General features: G+C 59.2%; 11 protein-coding genes. 8 read left to right on the top strand and 3 right to left on the bottom strand.

Going from position 1 to position 15352, the window contains the following annotated elements:
* The first annotated feature begins 177 nt into the window (after positions 1–177).
* The 6 genes from Q1A59_RS02305 (at position 178) to Q1A59_RS02280 (ending at position 5680) form a co-directional block, all read left to right on the top strand.
* Positions 178–1125 carry a histidinol-phosphate transaminase gene (locus Q1A59_RS02305; RefSeq protein ID WP_299643678.1) on the top strand — a complete coding sequence of 316 codons (948 nt, stop codon included), beginning with the start codon at positions 178–180 and terminating at the stop codon, positions 1123–1125.
* Positions 1126–1411: 286 nt separating this feature from the next.
* On the top strand, positions 1412–2515 hold the full coding sequence (locus Q1A59_RS02300) for a zinc-ribbon domain-containing protein (protein WP_299643676.1): 1104 nt from the start codon (positions 1412–1414) through the stop codon (positions 2513–2515).
* A gap of 503 nt (positions 2516–3018) precedes the next feature.
* Positions 3019–3627: a hypothetical protein gene (locus Q1A59_RS02295; protein WP_299643673.1), complete on the top strand. Its 609-nt coding sequence runs from the start codon at positions 3019–3021 to the stop codon at positions 3625–3627.
* A 30-nt stretch (positions 3628–3657) separates the two neighbouring features.
* Positions 3658–3975: a transcriptional regulator gene (locus Q1A59_RS02290; protein ID WP_298404640.1), complete on the top strand. Its 318-nt coding sequence runs from the start codon at positions 3658–3660 to the stop codon at positions 3973–3975.
* Positions 3976–4017: 42 nt separating this feature from the next.
* On the top strand, positions 4018–4959 hold the full coding sequence (locus Q1A59_RS02285; protein WP_299643670.1) for an ABC transporter ATP-binding protein: 942 nt from the start codon (positions 4018–4020) through the stop codon (positions 4957–4959).
* Positions 4949–5680 carry an ABC transporter permease subunit gene (locus Q1A59_RS02280; RefSeq protein ID WP_298404649.1) on the top strand — a complete coding sequence of 244 codons (732 nt, stop codon included), beginning with the start codon at positions 4949–4951 and terminating at the stop codon, positions 5678–5680. Before Q1A59_RS02285 ends, Q1A59_RS02280 begins: the two co-directional genes overlap by 11 nt.
* A gap of 139 nt (positions 5681–5819) precedes the next feature.
* Here Q1A59_RS02280 and Q1A59_RS02275 read toward each other — a convergent pair whose 3' ends face one another.
* From Q1A59_RS02275 to Q1A59_RS02265, 3 genes are all read right to left on the bottom strand, one after another.
* Positions 5820–8216 carry an ATP-binding protein gene (locus Q1A59_RS02275; protein ID WP_298404652.1) on the bottom strand — a complete coding sequence of 799 codons (2397 nt, stop codon included), beginning with the start codon at positions 8214–8216 and terminating at the stop codon, positions 5820–5822.
* A gap of 245 nt (positions 8217–8461) precedes the next feature.
* On the bottom strand, positions 8462–9388 hold the full coding sequence (locus Q1A59_RS02270) for an A/G-specific adenine glycosylase (RefSeq protein WP_298404655.1): 927 nt from the start codon (positions 9386–9388) through the stop codon (positions 8462–8464).
* 15 nt (positions 9389–9403) lie between these two features.
* Positions 9404–11728: a bifunctional (p)ppGpp synthetase/guanosine-3',5'-bis(diphosphate) 3'-pyrophosphohydrolase gene (locus Q1A59_RS02265; RefSeq protein WP_366144842.1), complete on the bottom strand. Its 2325-nt coding sequence runs from the start codon at positions 11726–11728 to the stop codon at positions 9404–9406.
* Between the two features lie 485 nt (positions 11729–12213).
* Here Q1A59_RS02265 and Q1A59_RS02260 point away from each other — a divergent pair, with 485 nt between their 5' ends.
* Positions 12214–13824, top strand: coding sequence for a gamma-glutamyltransferase family protein (locus tag Q1A59_RS02260; protein ID WP_298404659.1), 1611 nt, complete (start codon positions 12214–12216; stop codon positions 13822–13824).
* Between the two features lie 35 nt (positions 13825–13859).
* On the top strand, positions 13860–15352 hold a 1493-nt coding region (locus Q1A59_RS02255; RefSeq protein ID WP_299643664.1), incomplete at its 3' end, for an acyl--CoA ligase.

Raw genomic sequence — 15352 nt, 5'->3', positions numbered from 1 at the left:
GGTGGGTTGCCGCCACCGGTGGCTCGCACCGGCACGGCGGGGCAAACAGCAGGCAACTCCCACCCTCACAGAGACTGCTGCGGGCATTGCGCACCCTCGCAATGATAACGAAGAACATCATGCAAACCGCCGTATCATTACCATACGACAGATTTGCAGTGACCCGGAGTATTGCCTGTGCCGATCCGAAAGAAGCTGTTTCTCCAAGCCCTCTCACCGGCGCCGCCACCGCGACTTGGGCCGGCAGGGCGGCCACCGATTCGCATGGTTGCCAACGAAAACCCCTTAGGGCCATCACCACGGGCAGTGGCCGCGGTGCAAGCAGCGTTGGCCGAACTCCATCGCTACCCTGACGCCGGCGGGGTAGCGCTCAAGCATGCGCTCGCCGCGCGCGTCCAGCTTGCCCCGGAAAGCGTGATGCTAGGCAATGGCTCTGACGAATTAATTATGTTGATTTGCCATGCCATGCTGAGAGAAGGCGATGAAGCGGTGCTAGCACACGGCTCATTCATCAGCTACGTGCGGCGCATACAGGCGCAAGGCGCGATTGCGCGCCAGATTCCGCTGCGCGATATGACTCATGACTTACCGGCAATGGCCGCAGCGATCACGCCGAACACCCGGCTCGTCTTCGTCTGCAATCCCAATAATCCCACTGGCACGACGGTCGGGGAGGCGGAACTGCGCACTTTCCTCGATCAGGTGCCGGATGAGGTACTGGTGGTGGTGGATGAAGCCTATATCGAGTTTGTCACCCGGCCCGACTTTCCCGATCTGCCGCCACTCATCCGGGCCGGACGCGATAATCTGCTGCTGTTGCGCACCTTTGCCAAAATCCACGGATTGGCCGGTCTGCGGCTTGGGTATGCCTTTGTGCCTGAACTGATCGCCTATCTGGAACGGGCGCGGCCCGTCTTCAACGTCAATTCGTTGGCGCAGATTGCCGGCCTAGCTGCGCTCGATGACGCCGAACATCTCGCACGATCGTTGGCCCACGCTGCGCACAGCCGCACGGTGCTGAGCGAGGGTTTGCGAGCCGTAGGCTTGACCGTCATTCCCGGCGAGACAAACTTCGTAGCTGTGGCGGTGGCTGACGATCAGGGGCTGGCAGCGGCACTAGCCTAGCGCGGGGTGCTGGTGACGCCGCTCAGTGGTTGGGGGTTGCCGGGTTGGATTCGGATTTCGTTCGGTACCGATGACGAGAACCACGCTTGTATTGCAGCGTTAGGTGAGATATTGGCCAATGAGTGAACGATTTGCACTACTCGGCGGCGGCTGGTTCGCCTAGGCGCGAGGTTGGCGTACCACGGACTGGCAGCACGCACGCTGAGGCCCTGCGCCAGCGGGCCGGCGGCGCACGTTCCCGGCCACCCATCGACACAGAGAGGTCACGCACTGATCAGGAGTAGATATGAGTGAACCGCAACAACCATCTTTTTGCCCGCAATGCGGCCACAAACTAACGGCGAACGACCGTTTTTGCCCGGAGTGCGGCGCGCGCGTGCCAGAAAAGGTCGCCCCGCCGACCACCATCATCCCGCCCGACCAGCCAGCCGCCCCGCCGACCACCATCATCCCGCCGGAGCGGCCCGCCGCCCCGCCGACCACCATCATCCCGCCCGACCGGCCCGCCGCCCCACCTACTCCACCGGTCATTCCGCCCACCCAAAGCGCCAGCAGCCCGCCCGATCCTTTCATACCGCCACCACCATCGTATGGGATACCGGCCAGCAGTCCTCCGCCGCACCAGATTCCATCGAGCGTCGAGATGCAAGCTACCCCTCCGAACAACAAGCTCATCTGGTTGCTGGTTGGCGGTATTGGCTTGCTGCTGCTCATCTTTATTGGCGCATGCGTCTTTATCGTGATCTCGCTGTCCTCATTTAGCTTCAGCGACGTGACCAATACACCGACCCCTGTTACCGGAGAGCCTTCTACAAGCGGTGGCGGTGCAGTGGAATCAGTGATTGGCGGCGAGATTGTCTTCCGCGATGATTTCGAGAACCCAGCGGACAGCAACTTAGGCACTAGTGAAGACAGCAGGGCGCGCTACGCTTACGAGCAGGGAAACTACATCATCGAAGTCAAGGAGCCGGAGCTGTTGGTGTGGGCACTCGTTGACGGCAGCTATCGCAATGTCGTGATCAAGGCAAGTTATTCAATCCCGCGCAATAGTCCGGCTGGCGCCGCCGGATTGATCTTTCACTATCAAGACGCAGACAACTTCTACTTGTTTAGCGTCTCGAACGACGGTTACTACGCGCTTGAATTGCTGGAAGATAATCAGTGGGAGACGATCATTGACTGGACGCAGCACGAGGCCATTAAACCGGGAAACAACCGCATGCGGGTCGAGCTGCGCGGCGACGAGATTACGCTGTACATCAACGACCGCCGGTTGGAGCAGACGCGCGATCCGACCTTTACTCGCGGCGAGGTTGGGTTGGCGGTCACCAGTTTCGATGAGAGCGGGATCATCGTGCGCTTCGACGAGATCACGATCCGGCAGCGGTAAGAGGGAGTCCGGCCCTGAAGGGCCGGGCTACGATTACGAAGCCCGCTGCGCGGGCTGAGTTCCCCCCGGCCTCCTCTCCCGCTATGAGGTGGGGAATAGCCACTACAAAGACCCAAGCAGCACAAAAAATTGTTGTGGTTTTTGTATCTCTTTGAGGCTATTCCCCTGCAACTCGGTGGTAGCCCTCACCCCCGCCCCTCCTTTCCTTCCTCACGGCAGGAGAGGGGGAATCGCCGGATTGGCGGCAAAGATATTGCTACAGCGAAACAGAGCAGCGCCCCGCTCCCGCGTTAGTGGGAACAGGGTTGGGGACGAGGGTCAAATGACCCATTCTAAGGCCATAACCTGCATCTACGTTCATACGCTCTGTCCGCCCTTGACCTCGGAGGGGGAAGGCTGAGGTGAGGGCTTGCTCCCGCCTAAAAATCCCTGACAAGCTCATCCCGGTTGTCTTATAGTAAAAACAGGTTTGTAACACAGACCAGTTTACAAAAAGTGTAGCCATGAACCCGGTTCCCGACCTCAGTCAACGCACTCGGCGCTACTGGATGATCGACGGTTTGCCGGAATTGCTGATCGGCAGCATCTTTTTGTTCACCGGCTCTGTCCAGCTTATACTATTGTCAGCGCCGGCCAACATCGCCGACTGGACCAATCTCTTGCTACCGCTCGCGCTAATCCCGCTGATCCTGTTAGGCAGAACGATCCTCCACGCGCTCAAGATACGCATCACTTACCCGCGCACCGGTTATGTCGCCTATCGCCAACCGCCTCGATGGCAACGCGCGCTCGGTGGGTTGGTGGGAATCGGGGTAGGCATCGCATTGGCCAACCTCACCTTCAATGTCCAGCTCGCCGAGGCATGGATGCCGGTGCTTATGGGCGCGACCTTGGCCGCCGGCTTGGGCTACCTCGGTGCATATCTTGGTATGCGGCGCTTCTACGCCTTAGCTGCATTTGTGACGGCACTTGGCATATTCATGCACTGGACGCCAGTGAATGGTTTTCTCGGCGCCAGTCTGGTGATCGCAACGGCAGGCGCGTGGATGCTGATTAGCGGCAGTGTCACGCTCTACCGCTATCTCCAACACACATCGATCGAGGTATCATGATGAAACTCCAGCTACACCAACTGGCCAGTCTTGATCGTCATTCATGAACCGGCGCGCCTGATGATCGTTGCGCTGCTGTATACGGTCGATAGCGCCGATTTCCTCTTTTTGCAACGCGAGACCGGCCTCAGCAAAGGGAATTTATCGGTTCATCTCGCCAAACTCGAACAGGCCGGCTATGTGCGGATCGAGAAGACCTATCGCGGCAAGTCGCCATTGACCCTTTGTTCGTTGACCGAGACCGGCAAGGAAGCGTTTCAGTACTACTGGTGCAGTTTGCACCATCTGGTGGCCGCCACCGGCAATAGTGATGAGCCGCCAGCTATAATGCCGGCACCGGCGGGGTAGAGAGTGGTGGCCGTTGGGAAGCTAGTCGATCAGAGGCGCATAATGAACACGTTCGCCATCCGCACCCAGCAACTGACCCGCACCTTTGGCCCGGTGCGAGCAGTTGACCAATTGACGCTTGAAGTCCGGCAGGGTGAAATTTTCGGCTTTTTGGGACCAAACGGATCGGGCAAGACAACTACGATCCGGCTGTTGCTAGGTTTATTACAACCCGATGCCGGCCAGATCGAGGTGTTAGGCTTGCCGGTGCCGCAGCAAGCTGCCGAGGTGCGTGAGCGCACCGGCGCACTGCTGGAACACGCTGGCTTATATGAACGGCTGAGTGCCGCTGACAACCTTGATTACTATGGGCGTATCTGGCGAATGCCGGCTGCCGAGCGCAACCAACGCATCCGCGAACTGTTAGAGCCGTTGGGATTGTGGGAACGACGCAACGAACAGGTCAAGATGTGGAGCCGCGGTATGAAGCAGAAGCTCGCGATTGCGCGCGCGCTTTTGCACCGGCCCCAACTCATCTTCCTCGACGAACCAACTGCTGGCCTTGATCCCATTGCTGCCGCCGTATTGCGCGACGATCTGCGCACACTGGTTGAACGCGAAGGGGTGACCGTCTTTCTCACCACGCACAATCTCGCCGAAGCCGAGAAACTCTGCCACCGAGTCGGGATTATCCGGCAAGGGCGGCTGTTGGCGCAAGGCAGTCTCGCCGAGCTACGCCGCCATGAAACGCTGCACCTCGAAATCATCGGGCGCGCTTTCACGCCGCATGTCGTGACGGTTCTCCAATCCCAACCGGCTGTGAAGCGAGTGGAAGCCAACGGCTCGCGCCTGCTGATCGAACTCGCCACCGCGAGCGATCCGGCCTCGCTGGTGAAGCTAGTGGTTGAGCACGGCGGACAGATCGAAGAAGTGCGCCGCAGCCATGCCAGTCTCGAAGCGGTCTTCCTGACCTTGATGGAAGAGGAGGAAGCCCATGCTTACTGATGTCTGGACAGTCATGCGCAAAGAGCTGCAAGAGGCGTTCAACTTTGGCGATCGGGTTGGCAAATTTGGCATCCTCTTCATGATCCTTTCCTTCGGTATCTTGTTACCGTGGCAAATGGGCAAATCGTGGGTTGAGTCACCGATCACGCTCATCTACTGGAGCTGGGTACCGCTCTTTCTGGTCAATGCGGTTGTGGCGGATTCGTTTGCTGGCGAACGCGAACGGCACACGCTGGAAACCTTGCTCGCCAGCCGACTGGCCGATCAGGCGATTTTATTCGGCAAACTACTGGCCGCGTTGGCGTATGGGGTCGGACTCACGTGGGTCAGCCTGCTGGTAGGGCTGATCACCATCAACCTCGTTCACGGTGAAGGGCGCTTGCTCTTCTACCCGCCAGCAGTAGCGTTAGGCGTGATCGGCATCTCGTTGCTCAGCGGCGGCCTCGCTGCCGGCGCGGGAATCTTGGTGTCGCTGCGGGCGAAAACTGTGCAGCAAGCCACACAAATGTTGAGCATCGCGGTGATGTTGTTAATCTTTGTGCCGACGTTTGGCCTACAGGCATTGCCGGCAGCGTGGCAAGAACGGCTGTTGCATCTCATTGCTGGTTGGAATGTGCCACAAGCGGTGCTAACTGCGATTGCTGTATTGGCCGTGATCGACAGCGTGTTGATCGGCGCGGCGATGCGGCGCTTCCAACGGACGCGACTGATTCTTGAGTGAGGCTCCGGCTGGAGGATTTGTACCGCCGAGTATGCGAAGGATGATCCCATCCCAAATATCTTGCGTTCTCTGCGGAGCCGGACAGCCATCCGGCTCTCCTGCATCTTGGCTCGCTTTGCGGCTTTGCGCTAACACTGTTTCACCGCAGCGAGGCCGGTTCGGTAATGCTAGCGAGAGCGCGGCGAGTACGTTCGCGGTCGTGGTAGGCGGCTTGCACGGCAGCCATCAACTCATCGGCGGCAAACGGCTTGCGTAGCACCGCATACGCGCCACTCGCCGCCATTGCTGCTACCTGATCCGGTTCAATATGACCAGTAAAGAGAATGACACTAGCGACCGGGTCATACGAGCGCAAGACATTGAGCAACGTAATCCCATCGAGTTCTGGCATCACTACATCGCTCAGCACTATATCAAACTGGTTAGCGGTATAGATAGCGACCGCCTCGGCACTGTGAGCGCAATAGGTGACACGGTGGCCAGCTCTTTCCAACAAGTCAATTAATCCGCGAGCTGTCGTTTCGTCATCGTCAATGACAAGCAGGTGAAGCGATGGGATCGGCGCTGGCGCCGTTTCGGCCGGCTCTTCCTGCACAATCGGCAAGCGGATGGTCATCGTCGTCCCCCTACCCACCTCGCTCTCGACCTCGAAGCGACCGTTGTGATTTTGGATGATCCCATACGATACTGCTAACCCTAAACCGGTGCCCGATTGGTTGCCGGTAGCATTCTTCGTTGTGACAAACGGCTGAAAGATCTGGCGACGAATGGCTTCGGGAATGCCACAGCCGGTATCCTCAACTCGCAACACAATCCAGCCTTGCTCTGCCTTAAGCGTGACAGTCAACGTGCCACCCTGCGGTTTCATCGCATCACGAGCATTGGTGAGCAGATTGAGGAAGACCTGCGCAATCTGGCCGGCATCACAGATCGTTAGGGGCACCGCCTCGATCTGGCGCACCACCTGAATGCCGTGTTTGCGTAATTCAATTTCCATCAAAGTGAGCGTACCGTCAACTACTTCACGCAGATCCGACAACTCACGCCGCGATTCGCGCCGGCGAGCAAAGGTAAGCAGACTACCGGTAATGCTGCTCCCGCGCTTGCAGGTATCGAGCACCACCTTTAACGCCTCATTTTTCGTCTCAACATCATCATCAGCTAAACCCAATTGGGCATAGCCGAGCATGCCAGAGAGAAGGTTGTTAAATTCGTGCGCAATACTGGCAGCAAACGTGCCAACAGCCGCCAGCTTCGCCGACCGGCCCAATTCGATCTGCATCTCTTGCCAGCGGCGAAAGAGGCGCGCGTTTTGAATCACGGCAGCAGCGTGGCGGGCAAAGGCGGCCAAGAGAAGTTGCTCGTCCTCTTTGAGACCACGAACCTGCTCAAAAGCTAAACAGACGGCGCCAAGCGGTTGCTGCTCGTCCAATAGCGGCAAGAGAATGATCGCTTGCCAAGGTGAGTGCTCGGTCAACGCAGCCACTGGCGCCAGCGTCTGCACGTGCTGGTCGGTAAAGAGGGTGACGCGCCGCCGTTCGAGGGCGAGATCGTAGTCACGAGGCAAGGGAATAGGTTGCGGCCCCACTCCTTCGGTCGGTGCCGGCAAATGGTGTGACGCAACCAATTGCAGATTGCCATGCTCATCGTACAGCGTCACCCATGCGCTATCCGCTTCCATCAGCGCGCTCAGCCGCTCGCCGAGCAGATTGAGCATTGTTGGCACATCACGACTAGCCATCAATGAGACGACCAGATTTTGCAAATGTTCACTTTGGCGTGAGAGGGATAACAGCCGGGCGTTGGCGGTGCGCAGTTGGGCGTCGGCGATGCTTAACGCCTCTTCAAGTTTGTGCTGGCGACGCAAACTGATCTGCACCATCGCCAGCGGGACGATGCCAAGAGCAAAGGCCCACACCTCCTGTTGCCAGAGGATAGCCAACATCCCCCCCAGCGGGGCAAAGATAAGCGCATACCAACCGGCATCGTCGAGACGCAAACGCAGCGCCGCCGGTAAGGGTTCCCCTGTGAATGGCGCAACCAAACTCGCGCTTGCCACCCGTTCGATCAGATAGACAACCAATCCGCTGCCGATCAAGCCAATGAGTGCCGATGGCGAAGCAATGGTTGCGCCATAGGTATGCTGTTGCGCAAAAATCATCAAAACCGCACTGCCAGCCGTTAAAGCGATCCAGCGCGTCGCGGCTAACGAGAGCGCCTGCCACCATGGCGCCGCGCGCGCTAATGCGCCGGCCACCGCGCCAATCGCAACCGCGAGCAGAAACAGTGGCCACGGCAAGATGATCATTGCAGCAATGAGCAAGACGAGGGTGATAGTAAGTGGACGATCATGCTGGCGCACGATAGTCAACCCTTCAAAGATGGTCAGACCGAGCGCAAAGAGGATCATAGCCAGCCATGTGCCCACATCAAGCAGGGTAGCCGGTGCTAAGAGCCAAGACATCACCCCCACCACGATAGCAGCACTCCACAATCCGATCAGCGATCCGCGCACGGGCGACGGAATGGTGTGCATGTAGGAAGTCTCCTTGTAGCGCGCCGTTGCCTGTCCAAAAAGGAGGCATTGGTGAAACTGCACGACAGCTATTGGCTGACAGGCTGCCTGCGTCTATCACCAGTCGCTAAAGATATTTTATACCTTTTGTCGTACTAAACGAGGGCAAAGACCAGATTGGCATATACATATAGCCATACGCAGCTCGTTCCGTGTTGGTTGCAAACAAGATGAGCTTACCGCACGCTCAACGGCCTCTGCCAGAGTTAAGCGGGCAAGCGCACGCCTTGTTCCGTGATCACCAACAACCCATCACGGGCGAGATCGTGCACCAATTGCAGAAGCCACTGTTCATGGTCAGCCGCGAAATCAGGCCGCACTTGCCGGCCTAGTTCGAATAGGGGTAACGCCGTCCCGGCAGGCAAAGCGCGCAGCGCGGCGATAATCCGGCCTCGGTACCAACGGCGCGACCCGACGAACGGTTCGGCAGGGCGCGGCTCGGCAACGCGCTTAAGCGCAGGAGTGGTCATCATTTCAGCCAGAGCGGTATCAGCGGCGACTGCGGCAGCGTATGCGCGGCAGTACTGACGCAGCGGACAGCGCCAACAAGTTGGGCTAACGGCAGTGCAAACCAGCGCGCCTAGCTCCATGATCGCTTGGTTCCATGCCCAGCCTTGCCCCGGCGGAATCAGCGCCTCGGCGTGGGCCAGCAATACGCTATCGGCAACCGCAGCCAAATGGTCAGGGCCAACGCAAAGCCGGCGCACCACCCGCCGGATGTTGGTATCGAGAAAAGCGACATCACGCTCGAAGGCAAAGCAGGCAATCGCGCCGGCAGTATAGGGGCCAATACCGGGCAACGTGCGCAAGGCGGCCACCGAATCCGGCACCTTCCCACCGTGTTGAGCGACAATCACCTGCGCTGCCCGTTGCAAATTGACGGCGCGCCGGTTGTAGCCAAGCCCAGCCCACAACCGGATCACATCAGCGGTGGGCGCAGCAGCAAGGGCTTCGATAGTAGGGAATGTGGCTAAAAAGGCCTGATACTTCGGAATCACCCGGTCAACCTGCGTCTGCTGGAGCATTACTTCGGCAACCATAATCGCATACGGATCGCGAGTCCGGCGCCATGGCAGGTCGCGGGCATGGTTGGCAAACCATTGCAGCAGGCCGGCACGGAGTGATTCGATCATCGCTGAGCGCGGGAGTTACGTCTTGCGATAGACATCAAGCACATCAGGAATGCGGTTGATCTTCTCGATCAGCGGCGAGAGCTGAGCCATTGACTGGAGCGAGACGGTGACATTCAACACCATCCGCCCATTGGCGCGTGGTTTGCCATGATTGACTTCGGTGATATTAATGCCGGCCTCGGCGATCACATTGGATATATCGCGCCACAAACCAACCCGATCCCACGCTTCAATTCGTAACGGCACGGGGAAAGTCTGGTTTGTCACCGAACCATTGCCCCAACAGACCGGCATGAGGCGGCCTCGTTCAGCTTCACTTAGATGTTGAAGGGTGCGACAATCGGCTCGATGAACGGTAACGCCGCGACCGCGAGTGGTAAAGCCCACGATCGGTTCACCAAAGATCGGATTGCAACAACGAGCGATGCGTGATGGAATCTTGCCAGTGCCAGCGAGATAGATCTCACCGCTTGCGCTCACCTGCGCCAGCGGTTGGGTGGGGCTGGGCGCGGGCACCGGCGCAGGTGCGGGAGGCGCTTGACCATCGAGTAATTTCGCGACCAGCTTGCGCTCGTTGATATCATCAACCCCGATCTGGTAGAAAAGATCCTCTACCGAGCGCACCGACGGGCCGGCTAATTCAACCAGCTTCTCAAAACTCACATGGGTAAGACCAACGCGCCGCAGTTCTTTCTCAAGCATCTCGCGTCCGGCGGCGATATTCTCTTCGCGCTCGAGCCGGCGGAAGTAGCGTTTGATATGGTTTTTGGCCGACGGCGTCTTCACAATCCGCAGCCAATCACGGCTAGGGCCGCGCGGCGTCTTCGAGGTCAGAATCTCGACAATCTCGCCGTTGCGCAGCTCGTAATTAAGCTGCACCATGCGATCGTTGACTTTCGCGCCGATACAATTATGACCCACTTCCGAGTGGATGCGGTAAGCGAAATCGATCGGCGTCGAGCCTTCAGGCAGGTCGATAATCTTACCTTTGGGCGTAAAGACAAAGACGCGCTCTTCAAACTCGGCGCGCAGCATATCAACGAATTCGCTATCGGTCGTCTCGTTGCGCCATGTAATCAGCTCGCGCAACCAGCGAATCTTGTTTTCGTAATCTTTATCACTGCGAGTGTTGAAACCTTCCTTGTAACGCCAGTGAGCGGCAATGCCGTGCTCGGCCTCTTCGTGCATCTTGCGCGAGCGGATCTGCACTTCGCAGTGAACGCCTTCGGGTAGGATGACCGTGGTATGGATCGAGCGGTACGAACTCTCTTTGGGGGCGGCGATGTAATCATCGAACTCTTGCGTCACCGGCGTCCAGTTCATCTTGCTATGAACAACACCGAGTGCCCGGTAACATTCCCCCACTTCGTTGTTGGGATCATCAACAATAATTCGCACCGCAAGCTGGTCATAGATCCGCTCTAGCGGCACCCCTTTGCGCTCCATCTTGCGCCAGATCGAATAGATATGCTTCGAGCGACCGGTCACTTCGGCCTTTATACCTTCGCGGGCCAGCGCCTCTTTCAACTGGGCAATCACCCGCTGGACGATACGGTCGCGTGCTTCCTTCCGCATCGCCAGCCCTTGGGCAATCTCTTTGTAGCGATCGGGATGGAGGGTCTTAAAGGCCAGATCCTCAAGCTCCGACTTCATCTGCCACATGCCGAGACGGTGAGCGAGTGGCGCATAAATGTCAAGCGTCTCGCGCGCGACGCGCTGCTGTTTGTGGGGCGGAGTAGCGTGAATGGTGCGCATATTGTGCAGGCGGTCGGCCAGCTTGATCAACACCACCCGCGGATCATCAGCCGAAGCGATAATCAGTTTGCGGTAGGTGCCGGCCTGCACCTCTTCTTTGCTTTTATTCTCGTACCCCGAGAGCTTGGTCACGCCATCAACGAGATTAGCGACTTGCTTGCCAAAAAAACGCTCGATCACCTCGATCGGCACACCGGTATCTTCGACCACATCATGTAGTAGCGCTGCGGCGATCGATTCGGTATCGAGGCGCAAATCGAGCAGAATCAGGGCAACTTCAATTGGGTGATCAATGTAAGGTTGGCCTGATTGGCGGCGCTGGCCTTCGTGGGCCACGGCGGCGAGCGCATACGCGCGGCGAATCAGATCAAAATCGGCGGTAGGAAGATATTCGCGGTGACGGGCAATAAGCGCTTCGACCGAGGGCGAGAGATAGGCATGGATGAACGCAGCTTGCACCGTCTCGAGCGAGGATTGGCAACCACGTCGCTGTTGTTGCTCGACGATGGTGAGCATGACTTTGTGCTTCAGCAGTTCAGATGCGAGGGGCGGAAGTTCATCCCTCATCACCGGACCGTCTGGCATATCTGCAATCAATTCAACCGGATCAGCGGTAGCAGTTACATCGTCCATGGTAGCCGCTCCTGTTCAGGCAGGCTATGTACTGCCGATCTGTCGCGTGGCTGGCCAGATGATATGCGGATAGCAACGCAGCTCTGAGACGGCAATGCCAGTTTATCGCATTCGTCAGATGGCATATCACCACCGTCATTCAATAGCATTTCCGGCAAGTGTAAGAGAAAGCAGGTTCGTTTGGCGACAGTGAAATAGTCACTGATGAGAGAACCTTGATAGCGATCGAAGTAGCTGATCAAAAACGCCCGGCGTGCAACGCCAGGCCGCATCCTACTACTGAAACGATCATCTGCGATCGCAACGCACATTATGTCTTTGTTATGTAGGATAACACTCGCGGGCGGCAATGTCAAGCTGCGTCATTTGGATGTACGATCCATTGTATAATCAACTATCTCACCCTTAGCGCCTTTGTGAGGTGAAGGAGCTGTTTCATGGATCTCAACCTGCACCATTTCCCCTACCCCGGACGGCGAGTGCCGGTCGTGGCCGAGCGTGGCGTGGTCGCGAGCAGCCATCCGCTGGCGTCGCAGGCCGGGATGCAGGTGTTGCAAGCCGGCGGCAATGCGGTTGATGCGGCGATTGCGACGGCGGCGGCGTTGACGGTGCTCGAACCGACCTCGAATGGGTTGGGGGGCGACGGTTTTGCCCTGATCTGGGCCGGCAATACGCTCTACGGCATCAACGGTTCGGGAGCGGCGCCAGCCGGCTTGACTGCCGAGGCGTTAGCATCTGCTGGTCATACCGAGCTGCCGGTGCATGGCTGGTGGCCGGTGACAGTGCCGGGGGTGGTGCGATTGTGGGGCGATATGCACGAGCGGTTTGGCCGCTTGCCGCTGGCACAGGTGCTGGCACCGGCGATTACATACGCCGAAGAGGGTGCGCCGGTACCGCCGATGGTGGCCTACTTTTGGGCGCGTGGGGTGGCGGCGGCTCATGCTCGCACCGGCCCGGCGTTCGCCGGTTTTCTGCCGACCTTTAGCCGCGATGGCCGCGCCCCGCGCCCCGGCGAGCGGTTCGTGAGCCCCGGCCATGCCCGCACCCTGCGCTTGATCGCCCGTCACGGCGCGGATGCGTTTTATCAGGGTGAAATTGCTGCGGCGATCGACCGCTTTGCCCGCGCAACCGGCGGCCTGTTGCGAGCTGAGGATTTGGCTGCCCATCGCTCAGAGTGGGTGACGCCGATCACGATGCAATACCGCGGCTACACCGTTCACGAGATTCCGCCGAATGGGCAAGGGATTGCCGCGTTGATGGCGCTCGGCATCCTTGACCACGTTGATCTGGCCCGCTTCCCCCGCGAGTCAGCGGCGGCGTTCCATTGGCAGATTGAGGCGATGAAGCTGGCGTTTGCCGATAACTTCGCGTATGTGGCCGATCCGGCCAAAGCGCCGGTGCCGGTTGCCCAGATGCTTGACCGTAACCGGCTGGCGGCACGCAGCCGGTTGATCGGCGAGCAGGCCAACGACTATGGTCCAGCGGCGTTGCCCAAGGGCGGCACGGTCTATTTCGCCGTCGCTGACCGTGATGGTATGATGGTGAGTATGATCCAATCGACCTATATGGGGTTTGGGTCAGGGGTAGTGGTGCCTGAGTATGGCATCGCGCTGCACAATCGCGGCTGCGGGTTTGTGATCGATCCTAGCCATCCCAATCACGTTGCGCCGGGCAAACGCCCATTCCATACTATCATTCCCGGCTTTCTCAGCAAAGACGGCGCACCGATCGGCCCCTTTGGCGTGATGGGTGGTCATATGCAGCCGCAAGGTCACGTGCAGGTGGTTGTCAATACCCTCGATTACGGGATGCATCCGCAGGCGGCCCTCGATGCGCCGCGGTGGAGGTGGGAGCGCGACGGTACGCTGCGCCTCGAACTCGAAACGCCGCGCCACGTGATCGAGGGTCTCGCTGCTCGTGGTCATCAGGTAGTGGTCGAAAGCGAGTTGAGCGGGTTTGGTCGAGGACAGATCATTTGGCGCTTGCCAAGCGGTTGCTACGTCGCCGGCACCGAGCCACGTTGCGATGGCTTGGCGGTCGGATGGTAACACGCATTGCACGTGTGGATGAGGAATACGGTGCTATGACCACAAACAGAGCAACACTGTTTGACCTCTTGCGCGCTGGCGCCGAGCACGATCCGGCGTTGATCGCGCCGGGCGGGCTGGTGTGGGCATTTGCCGATCTGCGCACGCAGGTTAGCCGGTTGGCCGAATGGTTGCAAGCCCATGGGTTGGGCCGGGGAGACCGGATCGCGATCGCGCTGGGTAATGGCCCGGCGATGGCGATGACCTTTCTGGCTGCGGCGACGGCGGCCACCGCTGCGCCGCTCAATCCCAAGTACCGCCGCGATGAGTTTGCGTTCTACTACGAAGATACCAATGCCCGCGCGCTGATTGTAGCTCCCGGCGAGGGCGACGAAGCGCGGGCCGCGTTGCGTCCGGGGATGCTGTTAATCGAGGCGGCGCTCGACGCTGCTGGCCGCTTAATCTTCAGCGCGGCCAGCGAGGCCGGCCCGCCGCGCCGTGATGGCTGGGCTGAAGCCGACGATGTGGCGATGATCCTACATACCAGCGGTACGACCAGTCGGCCCAAGCGAGTGCCGATCCGCCATCGCAATTTGGTTGCTTCGACCGCCAACATCATCACCACCTACCAGCTTAGCCCCGCCGACCGCTCGCTCTGCGTGATGCCGCTGTTCCACATTCACGGCATTGTCGCTTCGTTGCTCAGTCAACTGGCGGCGGGCGGCGCGGTCATCTGCCCTCCCGGTTTCGATGGCCTCAAGTTCTGGAGCTGGGTTGAACAAGCGCGGCCAACGTGGTATTCGGCAGTGCCGACGATGCATCAGGTGCTGCTGGCCCGCGCTGAGCGCAATGCCGCGATCATCGCCGCCAACCCGTTTCGCTTCATCCGCTCGTCGAGCGCGCCGCTGCCCCCGGTGGTGATGGAGCAGATGGAGGCGGTGTTTGGCGCACCAGTGATCGAGAGCTACGGTATGACCGAAGCATCGCACCAGATGACCTCGAACCCGCTGCCTCCCGGCCAGCGCAAACCCGGCTCGGTCGGGATCGGTTTTGGCGTAGAAGTCGGCATCATGGACGAAAGCGGCAACTTGTTGCCGAAGGGAGTGAAAGGCGAGGTGGTCGTGCGGGGGCCGAATGTGGTTGACGGCTACGAGAACAATCCTGAAGCGAATGCGGCCGCATTTGTGCGTGGTTGGTTTCGCACCGGCGATCAGGGCTATCTCGATGACGATGGCTACCTGTGCTTGACCGGCCGGATCAAGGAGCTGATCAATCGCGGCGGCGAGAAGATTTCACCGCTTGAGATTGACGATGTGCTGCTGCGCCACCCGGCGGTAGCCGAGGCGCTGGCCTTTGCGGCGCCCCACCCTACCTTGGGCGAAGAAGTGCATGCAGCAGTGGTCTTGCGCGAGGGGATGGAGGCCAGCGAACGCGAACTGCGCGACCACTGTGCCCGGTGGTTGGCCGATTTCAAAGTGCCGCGCGCGATCCATATCCTCAGCGCGTTGCCACGCGGTGCGACCGGTAAGCTGCAACGGATTACAATGGC

The sequence above is a fragment of the uncultured Chloroflexus sp. genome, assembly GCF_937951745.1.
In the GTDB taxonomy this organism is placed as follows: domain Bacteria; phylum Chloroflexota; class Chloroflexia; order Chloroflexales; family Chloroflexaceae; genus Chloroflexus.
The sequence above is the reverse complement of the archived record's forward strand: the minus strand, read 5'-3'. Positions and strand labels throughout refer to the sequence as shown.

What these genes read in the sequence shown, in the direction of transcription:
- Q1A59_RS02300 (WP_299643676.1), top strand. Translation starts at nt 1,412, where the DNA reads ATGAGTGAACCGCAACAACCATCTTTTTGCCCGCAATGCGGCCACAAA.
- Q1A59_RS02295 (WP_299643673.1), top strand. Translation starts at nt 3,019, where the DNA reads ATGAACCCGGTTCCCGACCTCAGTCAACGCACTCGGCGCTACTGGATG.
- Q1A59_RS02285 (WP_299643670.1), top strand. Translation starts at nt 4,018, where the DNA reads ATGAACACGTTCGCCATCCGCACCCAGCAACTGACCCGCACCTTTGGC.
- Q1A59_RS02280 (WP_298404649.1), top strand. Translation starts at nt 4,949, where the DNA reads ATGCTTACTGATGTCTGGACAGTCATGCGCAAAGAGCTGCAAGAGGCG.
- Q1A59_RS02275 (WP_298404652.1), bottom strand. Translation starts at nt 8,216, where the DNA reads ATGCACACCATTCCGTCGCCCGTGCGCGGATCGCTGATCGGATTGTGG.
- Q1A59_RS02270 (WP_298404655.1), bottom strand. Translation starts at nt 9,388, where the DNA reads ATGATCGAATCACTCCGTGCCGGCCTGCTGCAATGGTTTGCCAACCAT.
- Q1A59_RS02265 (WP_366144842.1), bottom strand. Translation starts at nt 11,728, where the DNA reads ATGCCAGACGGTCCGGTGATGAGGGATGAACTTCCGCCCCTCGCATCT.
- Q1A59_RS02260 (WP_298404659.1), top strand. Translation starts at nt 12,214, where the DNA reads ATGGATCTCAACCTGCACCATTTCCCCTACCCCGGACGGCGAGTGCCG.